Source organism: Pseudomonas sp. PGPR N4, from assembly GCF_059693665.1.
Genome location: NZ_JCAUKV010000002.1, coordinates 21,117 through 37,343 on the forward strand (window position 1 = coordinate 21,117; position 16,227 = coordinate 37,343).

Below are 16,227 nucleotides of genomic sequence, written 5' to 3' on the forward strand. Positions count from 1 at the left end.
ATGACGCGCCAATGGCAAGACCTGCACAGCCCCGATTCCAGCGCCAGCCTGTACTTGCGGGCCTTGAGCAAACGCAAGATCAGCGGTGACCAGTTACCCACCAGCGGCTTGCGTTGCTGGTTGCGGGTGCAGCCTGACAATCTCGCGGCCTATCGCCGGCTGTGTCACTTCACCGACAACGGCCGCTTGCCGGCCACCTATCCGCATGTAATGGCCTTCACCCTGCAACTGCAACTGCTGACTGCGGCAGACTTCCCCTTCCCGTTGCTGGGGCTGGTTCACCTGCACAACAGCATTCAGGTACTGCGACCGCTCGGCGCCATCGACGGGCTGCACTTCGCGGTGTATGCCGACAACCTGCAGCCCCACCCCAAGGGCGGCACCTTCGAACTGATCACCGAAGCCGAAGACGGCCTCGGCCTGCTCTGGCGCGAAACCAGTCGCATGCTGGTGCGCGGCCTCAAGCTTGAAGCAGCGGCCAGTGAGCCGGTCGAGGCCGAGCTCGCCAGTGAGCTGGCCGAGGTCACCCGCTGGTACGCCGACAGCGATATCGGCCGGCGCTACGCCAAGGTCTGTGGCGACTACAACCCGATCCACCTGAGTGCGCCAACCGCCAAGCTGTTCGGCTTCCCCAAGGCGATCGCCCATGGCATGTGGAGCAAGGCCATGGCCATGGCTGCGCTGGCCGGGCACCTGCCGGCGGCCGGCTATGTGTTCGAAGTGGATTTTCTCAAACCGGTGCGCTTGCCGTCGGAGGTAGTGCTCAGCGCCAGTGCTGCCGGCGCGCAAGGCGAGCTGCGCCTGGATGGCCACGCTGACCTGCTGCACATGCTGGGCCGCTGGCAGCCGATTGCGCCGAACTGATCGGCAAACTTGCTTTACGTCGGGGCTGGCCGGAAGCTATGCGCCATTAGGAGAGCCCCGATGAATTTGCAAGAACTGACCACACGCCTGCACCAGATCCGCGACAACAACGACTGGCGCGGCTTTCACAGTCCGAAAAACCTGGCCATGGCCGCCAGCGTGGAAATGGCCGAGCTGGTAGAAATCTTCCAGTGGCTGACCGAAGACCAGTCGCGCCAGCTCGCCCCCGAGCAACTCGCCCATGCCGGCCAGGAGGTCGGCGACGTGGTCCTCTATCTGCTGTTGCTGTGCAGCGAGCTGGGCCTGGACATGGACCAGGTGGTGCGGGCCAAGCTGGCCGACAGCGAAAGGCGCTTCGCTCGATGAACGACCGTCATTTCGATCACCTGGCCACGCGCTTCGCAGAAAAAATCTACGGCGGTGCCAAAGGTGCCATCCGCTTGGCTGTGCTCCAAGCCGACCTCGCCGAAGCCTTGCCCGATCGCCCGCTGCGTATTCTCGACATCGGCGCCGGCCTTGGCCACATGGCGCTGTGGCTGGCCGAGCGCGGGCATCAGGTGACCCTCGCCGAGCCGGCGGCACCGATGCTCGATGGCGCCAGGGCCCGCTTTGCCGAAGCCGGGCAGACCGCGACTTTCATCCAGGCCCCCTGGCAAGATCTGCTTGGCCAGTTAACCGAGCCTTATGACCTGGTGCTGTGCCATGCCGTGCTCGAGTGGCTGGCCGAACCCGAGACCATTCTGCCGGTGCTGCATCAACTGACGGCGCCGGGTGGCTGGCTGTCGCTGGCATTCTACAACCGCGATGCACTGGTTTACCGCAACCTGCTCAAGGGCCATTTCCGCAAACTGCGCAGCAATCACCTGGCCGGCGAGAAGCAGAGCCTGACCCCGCAGAAACCACTTGATCCGCGCGAACTGCGCGCGCAACTTGAAGGCCTGTGGGCGGTCGAAACTGAAAGTGGCGTTCGCGTGTTCCACGACTACATGCCCAAGGACTTCCAGGACAAGGCCGAGCTGCTCGACCTGCTCGAGATGGAGCTGGCTCACCGCCGCCACCCAAGCTTCGCCGGCCTGGGCCGCTACCTGCATTGGGTCTGCCGCCCGCTCTGACTGCACCGCGCCAGGAGGAACCATGCTCAACCGTCTTGTCTGCCTGGCCCTGCTGCCCTTCGCCCTGGCCGCATGCCAAGGCAGTAACCCGTATGTGGCCAGCGGCAAGCCGATCCCGCCCGCCCCGGCCAGTGCCGCGACCACCTTTGATCGCAGCGCCTACCCAAGCGCGCCACGCGACTACGGCCGCTACCGCAGCTGGGGCTGGCGCAATGGTCAGTTGCCCAGCGGCACAGCCAACGCCGACCCCGCGCAACTGGCCGATGCCGTCAGCGGCGCGCTCGATCAGCACGGGCTGCGCCCGGCGCACAATGGCCAGGCGGATCTGTTGGTCAGCGCCGACCTGCGCCTGGAGCGACGCCTGCGCCAGGTCCGCGATTACGACTACGATCCTTACTACGGTGGCGCACCGTATGGCGGCATCGGTTATGGCGGCTACCGCAACGGCTACGGCGCGTACGGCAGCGTGCCGATCGTGCGCACCTACCAGGTTGAGGTGATGGTGGTGCACATCGCCTTTTTCGATGCCCGTGATGGTCAGCCGGTGTGGAGCGCCAGCGCCGAAAGCGGCGCCGACAACGACTCACCACGCGACCGCGAGAGCGCCCTGCGCGAATCCGTGCACAAGGCACTCAACGGCTATCCTCCCAGTTAATGCTTAACGGAGAAACCACCATGCTGCGCAGTCTCGTTGTGTTGTCCCTGGCGTTGCTGCTCGGCGCCTGTTCGAGCAATAACGTCCAGCAGGATTTCGACGCCGGTCGCGATTTTGCCGGCTATCGCACCTGGGCCTGGCAGGAGCCGGCCTTGCAATACCGTCCGGACGATCCACGGATCAAGAGCGACCTCACTGAACAGCGGATTCGCCAGGCGGTCGAGCAGCAGCTCGATCAACGCGGCTTGCGCCTGGCCCAGGGTAACGCTCGCGCAGACCTCAAACTGCGCGCCTACCTGATCGTCGAGCAGCGCCAGCAGCAGATCACCACCAACTATGGCGGCGGCTGGGGCGGTTACTGGGGTGGCTATTGGGGCGGGCCGATGTACAACGAAACGCGCAACGTCGACTACAAGGTCGCGACCATTCAGGTCGACATGTTCGACGGCCGCGATGACAAGCTGGTCTGGCGCGGCAGCGCCGAGCAGATCATGAACCGCTACCCGCCAAGCCCGGAAGAGCGTAACCAGGCTATTCAGAAGACCGTCGACCAGGTCCTCAGCCAGTATCCACCAGGCCGCGCCAAATAGCCCTGAGCGCCACAGGTTCGCCTGTGGCGCATCCGCGCTGCCATCAAGGCAACTCGCCATCACTTTGACTACACTCCTGACACCGCCGCCACGCTGCATGGCTGAAGGTCGGCAAAGGAGTGCCTGTGGGTACGCGTTCTGCCCTGCGCCAACGCGGCGCAATCGGCCTGATGGCGGCGATGACGCTCGGCCTGGCGTTGCTGTTTCTGTTGTTGGTAGTCGACAGCGGCAGACTCTATCTTGAGCAACGCAAGTTGCAGCGGATTGCCGACATGGCGGCGCTGGAAGCCGCCGGCCAATCCGCCGTATGCACGGGCAGCGGCCCACAAGCCAGCGCCATTGCCCGCGCTGCGGCGACCCGCAACGGCCACTTGCCGGAGGATCCGCTGCAGGCGCTTTGTGGCTACCTGCAGACCGGCGCCAACAGCGTGCGCGCCTTTACCAGCAACAATGCCCGTGCCGAAGTGATCAAGGTTGATGTCAGCCATACGGTCACTACCAGCATTGCCGGCGGCGTGTTCGCGCTGGTGCGCAACGGCCAGCTGCCAGCCACCTCGACCTTGCGCGCCAGCGCCGTGGCGGCCAAGCCCCTCCCCGCCCAGGCCATGCTGCGCATTCGCACTACCCTGGTTAACCTGGATTCGCGTCAGTCGAGCTTGCTCAACGGCCTGTTGAGTGCGCTTGGCAGTACTGCACAACTCAGCCTCGCCGGCTGGCAGGGTATCGCCGACACAGACATCAACCTGCTCAAATACCTCGATCAGTTGGCCATCGACCTCAAGGTCAAGGCCGGCGACTACCAGCAACTGCTCAACGCCGACGCCACCCTGAGTCAGTTACTCAACGCCGCCGCCAAGGTCTTGCAGCAAGGCGGCGCTGCAGTGGATGTAGTGACCAATCTGGGCAATCTGGCGGCCGGCAGCGCCAACGGTACCCTGCTCAATCTGGGCGAACTGCTGAACATTCAGAACGGCACCGCCCAAGCCGGCCTGGATGCGAACATCCAGCTGCTGCAAATGGTGCAGGGGGTGATCCAGCTGGCCGCCAGGGACAGCGCGGTAACCGCCGATCTGCCGCTCAGCGTACTGGGGCTGCTCAACGGCCGCGTGCGCATCAAGGTGATCGAGCCGCAGCAGATCTCGGCAATCGGAGACCCGAGCAAGGATCAACTGGCTGTTCACACTGCGCAGATCCGGGCCCTGATCTCCCTTGACCTGCCGCTGCTGGGTGGCATCGCCGGGCTGCTCAATGCAGTGCTCGACCTGGCCGCGCCGTTGACCAATATCCTCAACAATCTGCTCAGCCTCAATCTGTCCGGCACGCTGCAATCGGTAGGCTGCGCGCTCGGGATACCGTGCAAGGTCAGCGACATCAAACTGCTCGAAGACAAGCTGCACATCGACATCGGCCTGGAAGTGGCCGAGGCCAGCGCGATGCTCACGCCCACTGCGGCGGATGCGTTCAGTTGCTCACCCAAGAGCCTGAAAACAGCGTCGCGCAAATCAGCGGTAAAAATCGCGGTTGGCAAATTCGATACCCCTGAGACTTTCTTCACCCAAGGCACCACAGCAGTCAAGGCGCTGCCGCTGATCGACATCGGTACCAACTATTGCAGCCGCCTGCTGATCCTGCCGCCCTCGTGCGGCACCCGGGTGCCGTATGCCGGTGGCGGCATCGGTGTGCGGGTCAACAGCAAGGTCCTCGGCAGCGGCCCGCTGGACCTGCCGTTGTTGTTCAAAGCCAGCAGCGAACCGCCGAACATCGGCCTGGCGCCGGCGTATCTGCCGTTGGCGGACACCCTGGTGGTCGCCAGCCTCAGCGACACCCTCATGGGGATTCATCTGGAGGCCTACAAGCCCACCAGCAACAGCGCCCTGGGCGACATTCTGGTGCTGACCGCCGGCCTGCTCGACGGCGTCAAGCTGCTGCTGGAGCCGGTGATCAAAAGCCTGCTCAGCCCCCTCCTCGATCCATTGGTCAACGCCCTGCTGAAGGTACTCGGGATCGACCTCAACAACGCGGCCGTGGGCGCCAACCTGACCTGCTCCGGGGGCCGCGCTCAGCTGATGCTGTGACATGGCAGGCGAATACAGAAACAGGCACCGTCGCCCTGATTGCTCACCTGCACTCTGCCGCCCATGGCGCTGACGATGCCATGACTGACCGACAGGCCAAGGCCGGTACCGACGCCGGCAGGCTTGGTGGTGAAGAACGGTTCGAAGATGCGCTCATGCAGCTGGGGATCGATGCCGCCGCCGTTATCCTGCACCCACAGCACTACGCTGCCCGGCTCAAGGCTCTGGTGCAGGCTGATCGCCGCGTCGCGCCGCCCCAGCCCGAGCAATGCATCGCGGGCGTTGACCAGCAGGTTGATCACCACCTGTTCGAGCTGATCCTGATGGCCAAGCACTTGCGGCTGTTCATCTGGCACGCTGACCTGCACGCTCACGCCTTTGCCGCGCAGGCCTTCATCGAGCAACGCCACCGCAGCAGTCACTGCGGTCCAGGCCGGGAACCACTCGCGCTCTACCTCCGAGCGCCGGCCGAACACGCGCATATGGTCAACCAGCCGCGCCACGCGATCGGTCTGCGCCTCGATTCGGCGCAGCTTCTCCAACAGGTAGTCGGTTTCGGCCAGGCCGCTTTCCACTCGCTTGATGGTGTTGACGGTGGCCATCCGGATGACATTCAGCGGCTGATTGATCTCGTGCAGCAGGCCGGTCGCCAGTTCACCCAAGGTCGCCATCTTGGCCCCTTGCAGCAGTTGCTGCTGGCTGCGCCGCACTTCGGTGTTGTCGCGCCCGACGGCCTGGATTTCCAGCAGTTGGCCGTGCTCGTCGAACAGGCCGCGGTCGGCCCAGATCCACCAGGCGTGCTCGCGGCCGGGCAGCTGCAGACAGATTTCGCTGCTGCTCAGCGGCTGCTCCGGGGTCAGCTGCCGCAGCCGCTCGACAAACGCTGCGCGCTGCGCCGGCGACAACCACTGCCCCAGATCCATCCCTACCAGTTGCTCCGGCGTGCATTGCAGGTAGTCGGCCAATGGCCGGTTGCCGAACATCAGGCTCAGGTCAGGTCGATAGCGGCAGATCATCGCGGGCGAGTCTTCTACCAGCACCCGATAGCGCTCTTCGCTCTGGCGCACGCGCTCAGCCGCTTCGGTGGCCTCGCTGACATCCAGCCACAGGCCGACCACTTCCAGCGGCTGGCCGAGGTCATCACGCAGCAAGCGCGCTTCATCAAGAATCCAGTGATAACCGCCGCGGCTGTCGCGCAGGCGCACGCGGCAGCGGGCCTGGCCCTCGCGCAGCAGGTCGCGGGTGCGTTGCAGCCACAGCGCATGATCATCCGGGTGCACGGCCAGGCCAGGCTGGCGCGCCTGCTCGCTGTCGGCCGCCCAGCCAAGCATGGGCTGCAAGCTGGCGCTGAAGAATTCGCTGTGCAGCGCGCCGTCGCTGCAGCGCTGCACATAGATCACTGCCGGCGAGCTGGCGATCAGGTTTTCCAGCCGGGCCCGCGCGGCGCTGGTTTGCAGCTCCTGGGCCTTGAGCGCACTGACGTCGAGGATGAAGCCGCGCAACTGGCGGCCCTGCAGTTGCCCTGCCCAATGCAACCAGCGCGGTGCGTCAGTGCCCGGCAGGCGCAGGCTCACACTCAGCTCGCGGCCCGCCCAGGCTTGCTCAAGCGCCAACTGCAGCGGTTCGCGGTCGGCCGGATGCAGCCGCGCCAACCATTGCTCCAGGCTTACTTGCGCAGGCAGCTCAAGGCTGGCGGCAAGGCATGGGTCGAGCTGCAGCGGGCCATTCAGCGACCACTCCCACCAACCCGCGCCCAACTGCTGCTGCAGCTGCTGCAGATGCCGCGCCTGATGCACGCTGCGGGCGTGGTGCAGGTGGCCCAGCAGCGGTTGCAGCAGCGCCTGCATCAGGGCCTGTGCTGGCTCACCGTGCAGCGGCGTGGCGACACCGGCGCACAGCAGCCAGGCTTGCACCTGCGGCCCTTGCCGATAAGGCAGCAGGCATAGGCCGGGGTCGGCACACAGCGCCTGCAACTCGGCAGACGCAGGGCCATCGAGCAAACCCTGCGCGGGCAACTGCGCCAACCACGGCTGCAAACGGCTGGGGTCAGGCCAGGGCCAGGTTGCGTCACTGCGGGCGTAGCTGCGCCACCGTTGATCGTCGCAGAGTAACAACTGCAGCGAGGCCGCTTGCCAGTGCTCGGCCAGGCGCTGCAGTTGTTCGCTGACGGTTTGCTGCAGATGCGCTTCACTGCAGTCGCGCAGGGCACGGCTGATATCGGCTGCAAGCTGCTGCTCGACCTGTTGCTGCTGCGTGCTGGCGTGTTCGTGCAGCAGGTCACCGATATCGAACAGCTGCAGCATCCAGCCCTCGCTCTGGCGCAGCAGCCAGCCGCGGGTGTGCAATGGCTGGCCAAGCACGCCATGAAAATCCAGGTCCAGTGGCTGCCCTTGCCAATCGGCCGGCGCCCCTTCGATCACCAGCCAACTGCGCCGCTGCAGGTAATCGTGCAGTCGCCCAGCGCCCGGCGCGGGCAAAGCGAGCACGCTGCGCAGCGGGCCGCCCAGGCGCAATACCCGCGCTTGATCGTCCAGCCAGACCTGCAGGCCGATCGGCAGCGGTGGATGATAGTCTGCGGCCGGCTCGGCCGCCGTGCGCCAACGATCGAACAGGCCGCTCATAATTGCAGGCTCGCTTCGGCCTTGAGCCGCGCCGGCAGGCGTGGCACCTCGCCGATCAAGGGCAAGCGCAGCACCGGCACCAACGCGGTGAGGCGCTCACGGGGATAGTCGATGGTCACCGTCAGCAGCTTGTTCGCCGCCAGGCTGACCTGGGCATCGGTGGCCGAGCGAAAGCCCAGCGCCGCCGGCATCCACGCCAGTTGCTGGTCGATAGCCTGACGGGCAACGTTTTGCACATCAGTGGCATACGAGGCACTGGTGGGGTCGAGGGCCACACAGCGGCGTACCGCCTCGCTGCTGGCCTGATTGAACGATTGCAGCATGAGCATCGGTAGCGCATAGCTGACCAGCCCGTAGAACACTGCAAAAAACACCATGAATACAGCGACAAATTCGATGGCTGCTGCGCCTTTTTGCCGTCCCGCCGAGCCTGCTTGCATGTTCGCGTCTACCCTGACTATGAAACCTGCCTCTGAGCATAGAAGTGTTCAACGAATAGGGATGGCGATTTGCCAATGCACAGCATAGTTGTCTTGATGTGGCTGGCCTTGTGTACTGAACAGGATGTCCGTGAACGGCAGATTTCCAACACGCTCACCCTGGGCGTGGCTGCCTGCGCCCTGGCCTGGCTGTTCGCCACCGGCAAGAGCTGGATCGGCGCCGATGCCAGTGAAGCCGGCTGGGCCCTGGCCATCGTCATGCTGTTGACCTTGCCCGGCTATATGCTCGGGCGCTTCGGCGCGGGCGACGTCAAGCTGATGGGCGCCCTGGCTCTGGCCACCAGTCATTACTACGTACTCGGCACCTTCATCGGCGCCGGCGTGGCTGTGTTGCTCTGGCTGCTGACACGTCGGCGGTTGTGGAGCCTGCTCAATCCCAAAGTGAAAAAACGCTTGCAGATCCTCGCCGAACAGGTTGGCGACAAGCAGCCATTTGCCCCTTACGTGCTGGTCGGCTTCCTCCTGGCATCTGTATGGATCCAATAGCGCGACCTGCTGTCGCATAAGTTGTACAGCCTTTGTACATAATCACGAGGTCAGCCTACTTTCTATAGGACGAGCAGGTCTGGCATTGGAGCGGCACATGTTGAACAGGGAGTTGATCGTGAGCAAATCGGTAAGCGAGGTAAAAATACTGGTAGTCGACGACCAGCCGATAATCGTCGAAGAGTTATGTGAGTTTCTCGAGGAGCAAGGCTATGTCTGTTTTGCCGCTCACTCGACGGCTGAGGCGCTGGAGCGTTTCCAGGCCGACGATGGCATCGGCCTGATCCTTAGTGACCTGCACATGCCAGAACGAGATGGTATCGAACTGATGCGCGCACTCAAGGAGCAGGCCGGGCGCCAGCGCATGTTCGAGGCGATAATGCTGACCGGCCGCGCCGACAAGCAGGACGTCATCCGCGCCCTGCGCGAAGGCTTTGCTGACTACTACCAGAAACCCATGGACCTGAACGAGTTGCTGACGGGGGTACGCCGGCTGGAGCAGACCCTGCTGGAGCGGCGGCGCAACTTCCGCGAGCTGGGCACGTTGAATGAGCGTCTGCAGTATCTGGCCGACTCGATCGATGACCTCTATCAGGACCTGGAAAAGGCCCGTGGCCAGGGTGTGCACCGCCGCGCTGGCGATGCGCCGGAAAGCGAGGGCGAGCTGCCGGCAGTGTTCGACAAGCTGTCGCCACGGCAGATGGAAGTGGCCAAGCTGGTGAGCAAGGGCAAGACCAACTACCAGATTGCCTGCGAGCTGGGCATCACCGAGAACACGGTAAAGCTGTACGTCTCGCAGGTGCTGCGCCTGACCCACATGCACAACCGCACCCAGCTGGCGCTGGCCCTGACGCCGCGTATGTCACCACTGCACCAGCGCTTCACGACCCACTAGTTTTTCTCGGAGCTGACCTTCTCCCAGCGGAAGAAGTCCGGGATCTGATACTTGTAGCTGTCCAGCCAGCGCTGCATGGACTGGTCGCGTTCGCGAGCAGTCTGCTGCTGGGGCCTGCTCGACGCCTGCTGATTGCTCGACTGCACCCGCAGCAGTGCTTCGGTGGCAGTCTCGGCTGGCGGCGGATAGGTGGTTTCAGCCGCCAACGCGTCAATTGGGAAGGCGATGCAGGCAAGCAGGATCAACGATTTGAGCATGACGACTGTCTCCATATAGGCCGGTTGCCAGCGCCGCTGGCGTTGGCGATCAGCTGAGTGGCGCCCGCGCAATGGCCTGCAACTGCTTGGCCCGCGCCTGGGCCTCGGCGAACTGCTGCGGCTTGAGGCGCAATCGAGCGACCAGATCAGCCGCCTGCTGCCAGTTGTCCTGCAGCAGCGACAAGGTCACCAGGTTGACTGCCGGCAACTGGTTGTCGTCCTTGAGTTCCAGCGCCGTGAGAAACTCGAAGCGGGCCTGTTCATGCCGGCCCAGATTCATCAGTACCACGCCCAGGTCATTGCGCACCTTTTCATCGGTCGGTGCCAGGCGCACGGCACGCTGCAGGTTCTGCAGCGCCTGCACATCATCGCCGCGGGCCGAGGCCAACTGGCCCAGACCATGCTCGCCCTCGGCCGCCAGGCAGCCGCCGAGCAGGCTGCGGTACAACGGCTCGGCTTCGCTGCGACCAAGCAGGCGCGACACCTTGGCCTTGCGCAGGCGCACCTGGGCAAGGCTGTCAGGCAGCTCCTGCAGGTGCGCAAGGCTCGCGTGCGGGCGGCCTTCATTGAGCATTTCATCGGCAAGGTTCAGCGCCAGTTGCTGGTCAGCGTCCGGCTTGGCGCAACCGCCGCTGCCGAGCATCTGTGCCAGGCCGCCAGGCGCTTGTCCGGCGCAACCACTCAGGGCGAGCACGCCCAGCAGTACCATCAATCGCTTCATCAGCCCTCCCCTCACGAGCCCAATGCCCGTGCCAACGCAGTCAAACCCGGCCCCGCCAGCACGATCAGCAAGGCCGGAAACAGAAACACCATCATCACTGCCGACATCTTTGCCGACATCTTCGATACACGCTCTTGCAGGCGTGTCAGGCGCCGGTCATCGAGCAGGGTTTTCAGTGCCAGTAGTGACTTCAACGCACCGCTGCCCTGTACCAGCAGCTGGCGCAGAATCACGCAGGTGTCGCTGAACTCGTCGACGGCCAGCAGGTTAGCGGTTTTCTCCAGCTCGCCAGCCAGGGTCAGACCGGAGTCGACCCGCTGCAGAATCAGGCGCAACTCTTCGCTGATCTGCGGCACCAGCGTGCGGCCTTCCTGGCTCAACACCCGTAGCGCCTGCTCGACGGTCAGCCCGGTCTCGAAGAGGATGCGCAGCAACGGGATCAGCAAGCTGATTTCGTGGGCGATCCGCTGCTGACGACGCGCGGCGGCCACCGCCAGAAATCGCTTAGGCAGCAGATAACCCAGGCCCAACGCGCACAGCGGCAGCACCAGCCAATGACCAGCCCAAACCCCGTCCACGCCATGCTGCAGCAGCAGCGCCAGCACCACCGCCAGCAGCGGCAGACCCAGTTGCACCGCCGCAAACAGTGCGCGCTGGCGGCTGCGGCGCCAGCCCAGGCGATCGAGCAAGGTCTGGGTTTCGCCATCGAGCTTTTGCAGGCGCCGGCCCAGGCCACTGCTACCCAGCCATTGCAGCCAGTCACCAAAACGTTCTTGCCGCGCCAACTGGCCCTGCAAGCGCCGGGCAATCAGCAAGCGCGTGCGCAGCCGGCGCAGCAACTGCGCAGCCAGCAGCCCGCAGCCGGCCAACAGGCACAGCGCGCACAGCAGCCAGGCCGCGCTCACAGGCTCCTCATCATGCGCCACAACACCAGGCAGCCGAGCAACTGCAGGGCAAATGCCAGCAACAACAGCATCTGGCCCTGACTGTCGCGCCACATGCCCAGCAGGTAACTGGGATTACCGAGCAAGAAATAGCCGACCATGGTCAGCGGCAGCGCGCCGAGAATGCATGCCGTCACGCGGGTTTCGCCGGTCATTGCCTTGAGCTGGCGTGCGCCCTGCTCACGCTCGCGGATCAACTTGATCAGGTTTTCCATCAACTCGCTGGCATTGCCGCCGTACTGCTGATTGATGCGCAGGCCCATGGCAAACAGGCGCAGCTCGGCCTGGTCATACAGCTCGGCCAGCTCGCTCACGGCAACGTCCAGGCTCACCCCCAGGCGCACATTGCGGCGCACCCGCTGCATGGCCGACTTCAACGGCTCGCGCGTACCATCGATACCGCCGAGCACAGCGTCATTGAGCGTGCGGCCGGCCTTGAGGCTGCGCACGCTGTAGTCGAGCAGGCCGGGCAGTTGCTCGATGATCAAACGCACCCGGCGCCGATAACGCCAGCTCAGGTACAGCCGACCCAGCACAGGCACACTCAGCGCAAGCATCAGTGCCGCCGTCCAGCCCGCTGCCAGTTGCGCGACGATCACCCCGGCCAGCCAGCCCAGCAGCCACGGTTTGGGGTTGAACTGCGCGGTGTCGAAACCTGCGCGTTGCAGCAGTGGATCAAACCAGTCACGGCGGGCCTTGCTGCTGTGCACGGCGCGAAAGGCGCGGCCCAGGCGCAGCAAGGTGCGCTCTTCGCCGCGCTTGTACAGGCCCTGGCGCAACAGCAGCAGTGCCACCCCCAGCAGCAGGGGCGACAGGGCCAGCAGCAGCGCCCCGCTCACAGCACACCGTCGTTGCGCAGCTTGGCCCCGGCGGGGTTCGGCGCATCGCGCAAGAACACATCGCCGCCGCGCCGGTCGAGGCGGAACAGGGTGTTGGTGACGTAGACGTCGTCGCGCACCCCGACCACTTCCAGCACCTCGCTGACACAGCGCCGGCCATCGGCCAGGCGGGTCAGCTGGATGACCACGTCGAGCGCGGCGCAGATCATCTGGCGCAGGGTCTTCTCGGCAATCTGCCGACCACTCAGGCCGACCAGCGTCTCCAGCCGCAGCAAGGCGTCCTGGGCGGTGTTGGCGTGCACCGTGCTCATCGAGCCGTCATGCCCGGTGTTCATCGCGGTCAGCACGTCGAGCACTTCGCCGCCCCTGATCTCGCCAAGCAGAATGCGGTCCGGGCGCATGCGCAGGGCGTTGCGGATCAGCTCGCTGGACTTGATCTCGCCATGCCCTTCGACATTCGGCGGGCGCGTCTCCAGGCGCACCACATGGGGGTGATGCAATTGCAGTTCGGCCACATCCTCGATGGTCACCAGACGCTCCTGCGGTGCGATCATTTGGCTGAGGATATTCAGCAGGGTGGTCTTGCCGGTACCGGTACCGCCGCTGACGAGGATATTGCAGCGCCGGCCCACCGCCCGTTCGAGGAAGTCGAAGATGGCCTGGTCGATGGCCCGAGTGGCGAGCAGGTCGGCGCCCTTGAGCATGTCGCTGCGAAACTTGCGAATCGACAGGCACGGCCCATCCAGCGCCACCGGCGGGATGATCGCGTTGACCCGGCTGCCATCCGGCAGGCGCGCATCAACCATTGGCGATGATTCATCCAGGCGCCGCCCGAGTGGCGCAAGAATGCGCTGCATGACCCGCTCGACATGCTGCGCATCGATGAAGCGCAGGTCGGTCAATTGCAGCAAACCGGCGCGTTCGACAAATACCCGGTGCGGCCCGTTGACCAGAATTTCGGTCACGCTGGGGTCGCGCAGCAGCACCTCCAGCGGGCCATATCCGGTCAGCTCATCGACCAGTTCCTCGGCCATGCGCTCCATTTCATAACGCGAAAGGGCCAGGCGCAGGCGCGCGACATAGTCGCCGACCTGCTCGTAGACGAACTGGGTCAGCGCCGGCCGGGCGCCTTCGAGCAGGCTACGGCCGCTGTCTTCGATGCTGTCGATCACATGCCGGTGCAGGGCGCGCTTGAGCGCCTGCGGTTCAGCTGCAGCATGGCGTGGCCCGCCGAACAGTTCGTCGCCGCTCATTTGCTCCACCACAGGCGGCGCAGCCAGGTCAGGGTCGGTCGCTCAAGGCTCTCGGAGCGATGCGCCAGGCGCTCGCCAAGGCTGTGCAAGGCTTGCGTGAGGGCCTCGCGCGGGGCCAGCTCGAACAGGCTCAAGCCCTGATTCTTGGCATTCAGGCGCAGCTCCGGGCTGTACGGGTGCCTTGAGCAGCGGTAAGCCATAGCGCTTGGCCAGGGCATCGGCATCCGGCGCCAGGTTACGCAGGTAGCAGTCGACCAGCAGGCTGGCGTGCTCCAGCTTGATGCCGCGGTCGCGCCATTGATCGAGCACGTCCAGGTTGCGCCGGCAGTCGAGGATGTTCTGGTCGGTATACACGATCAGCTTGTCGCAGTGGCTGATGATGGTGCGCAGGGCTTCGCTGTCGGCCTGCCCGGTCAGGTTGACGACGATATGCTGAAAGTGCTGGCGCAGGGCGCTGAGCAGCATGTACAGCTCGGCGGCGCTGGTATTACGCAAGGGCTCGTCGGTGTCGGCGTAGGCCAGAATGCGCAGACCGCTGTTGTCACGGCTGAAGGCGCTGTCGATCAATGAGGTGTCGAGGCGCCGCAGGTGGCGCAAGGCGTCGCCAAAAAAGAACGAGGCTTCCAGCCCGAGCAGCGCCAGGCTGTCGCCACGCGGCAGGCCCAGGTCGAGCAGCAGGGTCTGCTGGCCGCTGTCTTGGACTACCCGCGCCAGATGGGTGGTGAGCAAGGCCCCATCAGCGCCGCGCTGAGCACCATAAAGCACAGTGAGGCCGCCCAGGCTGGGGTTGCTGGACACCGCCGGCAGACGTTTGCCGAGGCGCCGCACCAGCCCGGCAACTTCACTCGAGCGCGAGCCGTAGGCAACGAAGTCACGCGCTCCGGCGCGCATGGCGTGCAACACCAGCAGGTTGTCCATGCCGTCGCCAAGGGCAACGATGGCCAGCATCGGCTTGGCCTCGAGTACGCCTTCGATCAGCGCGCACTGGTTGACCAACTGCTCACGGTCCAGGCCGATGAACACCAGGTTGCTGAAGGTCACGTCGACCAGTGCCAGCAGTTCATCGAGGCTGCCGCCGCTGGCGCCGATGACCTGGCCGAGCGGTGCCAAGGCGCCCTGCAACCAGTGCAGGTCTTCTTCATTGCGGGTGATCGCCAGATAGGTCTGGTTGAGGCTGTCAGTCATCGTGATAACCCGCTACGGCCGTCGAAGTTGCCGTTTTCCATGAAAAACAAGCGGCCCCAGCTGGGGTCGTAACTCCGCATACTTTCGCCGGGCAGCTCCGGCAGTCGGGCGTTGGCGGCCAGGGGCTGGACCAGATGGGGGGTGACGATCATCAGCAGTTCGGTCTCTTCACGCACCAGTGCCGACTGACGAAAGAACGCACCAAGCACAGGCAGGTTGCCGAGTCCTGGCAGCTTGTCTACAGAGGAGCGGGTATTGCTGCTGACCAGCCCGCTGATGATGAAGCTCTCGCCATCGGCCAGCGAAATGCTGGTGTCGGTACGCCGCACACTCAGCCCAGGCACCAAGGTACCGGCGATATTCACGGCATTGTTGTAGTCCAGCTCGCTGACCTCGGGTGCCACCTTGAGGGTGATGCGATCGCGGCTGATCACCGTAGGCGTCAGCGCCAGACGCACGCCGAACTCCTTGTACTCGATCGACACGTTGTCGCTGCCGGCGCTCGGCACCGGGATGGGGATTTCACCACCGGCGAGAAAACTTGCGGTCAGGCCGCTGAGCACGGTCAGGCTGGGACGGGCCAGGGTGTAGGCGAACCCGCTGTTTTCCAGCGCGCTGATGGCTGCCAGAAAGCGGCTGCTGCCACCACCCCAGACGATGTTGAAGACATTGTCGTTGAGCGGGATCAGCGGCCGCGCCACCGGCACGTTGCCCGGCGAGACATTGACGCCTGGCACACTGCCTGGCGAGCCGATCAGGCTGTTGTTCGATCCACTGAAGAACAACCGCGCGCCGGCTTCCTTGTATTTGCTGCGATGCACTTCGACAAAGCGAATGTCGGCCTGTACCTGGATCGGCAGTTGCTCATCCTGCGAAGGCAGCGCCATGTCCACCGAGGCACTGCCTTTGACGAACAACATCGCCCGGTGCGGCGTCGCCGCGCAGGCAGTCCACAGCATCAGGCTGGTGCTGCCAGGCGCCAGCGCCGTCAGCAATACCGCGCGCGGGCCGCTGGCCTGCACGTCGGCCACCTTGGGTTCGCCGACGGCCACCCGGCTGATGGCCAGCGGCAGACGCAGCTCCTGCTGCAGGCCTTGGTCCATCTCGATCACCGAGGGCAACTCGGCCACCGCGGCACAGCCTTTGTCAGCCGCTTGCGCACAAGGCGCGGCGCCGAGCAGCGTCAACGCCAGGCACAACGGAGTGAATAACCGCGAGGAACTACGCATG

The 16,227-nt window shown here is 64.7% G+C and carries 16 protein-coding genes and 1 pseudogene; 8 read left to right on the forward strand and 9 right to left on the reverse strand.

Annotation, left to right across the window (positions count from 1 at the left end; all coding sequences use genetic code 11):
- From AC58X1_RS09790 to AC58X1_RS09815, 6 genes are all read left to right on the forward strand, one after another.
- Window positions 1–864, forward strand: coding sequence for a MaoC family dehydratase (locus AC58X1_RS09790; RefSeq protein ID WP_220633019.1), 864 nt, complete (start codon window positions 1–3; stop codon window positions 862–864).
- A gap of 60 nt (window positions 865–924) precedes the next feature.
- Complete coding sequence (locus AC58X1_RS09795; RefSeq protein ID WP_101316140.1) at window positions 925–1,230, forward strand: MazG-like family protein; 306 nt, start codon at window positions 925–927, stop codon at window positions 1,228–1,230.
- Window positions 1,227–1,976 carry a methyltransferase domain-containing protein gene (locus AC58X1_RS09800; RefSeq protein ID WP_150571465.1) on the forward strand — a complete coding sequence of 250 codons (750 nt, stop codon included), beginning with the start codon at window positions 1,227–1,229 and terminating at the stop codon, window positions 1,974–1,976. Before AC58X1_RS09795 ends, AC58X1_RS09800 begins: the two co-directional genes overlap by 4 nt.
- A 22-nt stretch (window positions 1,977–1,998) precedes the next feature.
- A complete protein-coding gene (locus tag AC58X1_RS09805; RefSeq protein WP_150571464.1) occupies window positions 1,999–2,631 on the forward strand; it encodes a DUF4136 domain-containing protein in 633 nt (210 codons plus the stop codon).
- A gap of 20 nt (window positions 2,632–2,651) precedes the next feature.
- The gene (locus AC58X1_RS09810) at window positions 2,652–3,221 is read left to right on the forward strand and encodes a DUF4136 domain-containing protein (protein WP_181089664.1); all 570 of its coding nucleotides are present in this window, start codon (window positions 2,652–2,654) and stop codon (window positions 3,219–3,221) included.
- A 125-nt stretch (window positions 3,222–3,346) separates the two neighbouring features.
- Window positions 3,347–5,296 (forward strand): pilus assembly protein TadG-related protein, encoded by a 1,950-nt coding sequence (locus AC58X1_RS09815; protein ID WP_316936989.1) that lies wholly within the window; start codon window positions 3,347–3,349, stop codon window positions 5,294–5,296.
- Here AC58X1_RS09815 and AC58X1_RS09820 read toward each other — a convergent pair.
- Window positions 5,281–7,917: a PAS domain-containing sensor histidine kinase gene (locus AC58X1_RS09820; protein ID WP_497428793.1), complete on the reverse strand. Its 2,637-nt coding sequence runs from the start codon at window positions 7,915–7,917 to the stop codon at window positions 5,281–5,283. The two genes, AC58X1_RS09815 and AC58X1_RS09820, sit on opposite strands and share 16 nt — an antisense overlap.
- Window positions 7,914–8,357, reverse strand: a complete 444-nt coding sequence (locus tag AC58X1_RS09825) for a TadE/TadG family type IV pilus assembly protein (protein ID WP_150571461.1) — start codon at window positions 8,355–8,357, stop codon at window positions 7,914–7,916. The genes AC58X1_RS09820 and AC58X1_RS09825 overlap by 4 nt, the downstream gene beginning before the upstream one ends.
- A 75-nt stretch (window positions 8,358–8,432) precedes the next feature.
- On the opposite strand from AC58X1_RS09825, the gene AC58X1_RS09830 reads away from it, so the two are divergent.
- Entirely contained in the window at window positions 8,433–8,903 is a 471-nt protein-coding gene (locus tag AC58X1_RS09830; protein ID WP_150571460.1) for a prepilin peptidase, read from the forward strand.
- A 97-nt stretch (window positions 8,904–9,000) separates the two neighbouring features.
- Entirely contained in the window at window positions 9,001–9,798 is a 798-nt protein-coding gene (locus AC58X1_RS09835; protein ID WP_101316126.1) for a response regulator transcription factor, read from the forward strand.
- Here AC58X1_RS09835 and AC58X1_RS09840 read toward each other — a convergent pair.
- From AC58X1_RS09840 to AC58X1_RS09870, 7 genes and pseudogenes are all read right to left on the reverse strand, one after another.
- Window positions 9,795–10,055 carry a DUF3613 domain-containing protein gene (locus AC58X1_RS09840; protein ID WP_101316124.1) on the reverse strand — a complete coding sequence of 87 codons (261 nt, stop codon included), beginning with the start codon at window positions 10,053–10,055 and terminating at the stop codon, window positions 9,795–9,797. The two genes, AC58X1_RS09835 and AC58X1_RS09840, sit on opposite strands and share 4 nt — an antisense overlap.
- Before the next feature lie 49 nt (window positions 10,056–10,104).
- Window positions 10,105–10,776: a tetratricopeptide repeat protein gene (locus AC58X1_RS09845; protein ID WP_150571459.1), complete on the reverse strand. Its 672-nt coding sequence runs from the start codon at window positions 10,774–10,776 to the stop codon at window positions 10,105–10,107.
- An 11-nt stretch (window positions 10,777–10,787) separates the two neighbouring features.
- Window positions 10,788–11,681: a type II secretion system F family protein gene (locus AC58X1_RS09850; RefSeq protein ID WP_188035266.1), complete on the reverse strand. Its 894-nt coding sequence runs from the start codon at window positions 11,679–11,681 to the stop codon at window positions 10,788–10,790.
- Window positions 11,678–12,559 (reverse strand): type II secretion system F family protein, encoded by an 882-nt coding sequence (locus AC58X1_RS09855; RefSeq protein ID WP_497428794.1) that lies wholly within the window; start codon window positions 12,557–12,559, stop codon window positions 11,678–11,680. Before AC58X1_RS09855 ends, AC58X1_RS09850 begins: the two co-directional genes overlap by 4 nt.
- Window positions 12,556–13,812 carry a TadA family conjugal transfer-associated ATPase gene (locus tag AC58X1_RS09860; RefSeq protein ID WP_150571458.1) on the reverse strand — a complete coding sequence of 419 codons (1,257 nt, stop codon included), beginning with the start codon at window positions 13,810–13,812 and terminating at the stop codon, window positions 12,556–12,558. Before AC58X1_RS09860 ends, AC58X1_RS09855 begins: the two co-directional genes overlap by 4 nt.
- Window positions 13,809–14,997, reverse strand: a pseudogene (locus AC58X1_RS09865) (CpaE/TadZ family protein). The gene AC58X1_RS09860 and the pseudogene AC58X1_RS09865 overlap by 4 nt, the downstream one beginning before the upstream one ends.
- Entirely contained in the window at window positions 14,994–16,226 is a 1,233-nt protein-coding gene (locus AC58X1_RS09870; protein ID WP_497428795.1) for a type II and III secretion system protein family protein, read from the reverse strand. The pseudogene AC58X1_RS09865 and the gene AC58X1_RS09870 overlap by 4 nt, the downstream one beginning before the upstream one ends.
- Between the last annotated feature and the right edge of the window lies 1 nt (window position 16,227).

What these genes read in the sequence shown, in the direction of transcription:
- AC58X1_RS09790 (WP_220633019.1), top strand. Translation starts at nt 1, where the DNA reads ATGACGCGCCAATGGCAAGACCTGCACAGCCCCGATTCCAGCGCCAGC.
- AC58X1_RS09795 (WP_101316140.1), top strand. Translation starts at nt 925, where the DNA reads ATGAATTTGCAAGAACTGACCACACGCCTGCACCAGATCCGCGACAAC.
- AC58X1_RS09800 (WP_150571465.1), top strand. Translation starts at nt 1,227, where the DNA reads ATGAACGACCGTCATTTCGATCACCTGGCCACGCGCTTCGCAGAAAAA.
- AC58X1_RS09805 (WP_150571464.1), top strand. Translation starts at nt 1,999, where the DNA reads ATGCTCAACCGTCTTGTCTGCCTGGCCCTGCTGCCCTTCGCCCTGGCC.
- AC58X1_RS09810 (WP_181089664.1), top strand. Translation starts at nt 2,652, where the DNA reads ATGCTGCGCAGTCTCGTTGTGTTGTCCCTGGCGTTGCTGCTCGGCGCC.
- AC58X1_RS09820 (WP_497428793.1), bottom strand. Translation starts at nt 7,917, where the DNA reads ATGAGCGGCCTGTTCGATCGTTGGCGCACGGCGGCCGAGCCGGCCGCA.
- AC58X1_RS09825 (WP_150571461.1), bottom strand. Translation starts at nt 8,357, where the DNA reads ATGCAAGCAGGCTCGGCGGGACGGCAAAAAGGCGCAGCAGCCATCGAA.
- AC58X1_RS09830 (WP_150571460.1), top strand. Translation starts at nt 8,433, where the DNA reads ATGCACAGCATAGTTGTCTTGATGTGGCTGGCCTTGTGTACTGAACAG.
- AC58X1_RS09835 (WP_101316126.1), top strand. Translation starts at nt 9,001, where the DNA reads ATGTTGAACAGGGAGTTGATCGTGAGCAAATCGGTAAGCGAGGTAAAA.
- AC58X1_RS09840 (WP_101316124.1), bottom strand. Translation starts at nt 10,055, where the DNA reads ATGCTCAAATCGTTGATCCTGCTTGCCTGCATCGCCTTCCCAATTGAC.
- AC58X1_RS09845 (WP_150571459.1), bottom strand. Translation starts at nt 10,776, where the DNA reads ATGAAGCGATTGATGGTACTGCTGGGCGTGCTCGCCCTGAGTGGTTGC.
- AC58X1_RS09860 (WP_150571458.1), bottom strand. Translation starts at nt 13,812, where the DNA reads ATGAGCGGCGACGAACTGTTCGGCGGGCCACGCCATGCTGCAGCTGAA.
- AC58X1_RS09870 (WP_497428795.1), bottom strand. Translation starts at nt 16,226, where the DNA reads ATGCGTAGTTCCTCGCGGTTATTCACTCCGTTGTGCCTGGCGTTGACG.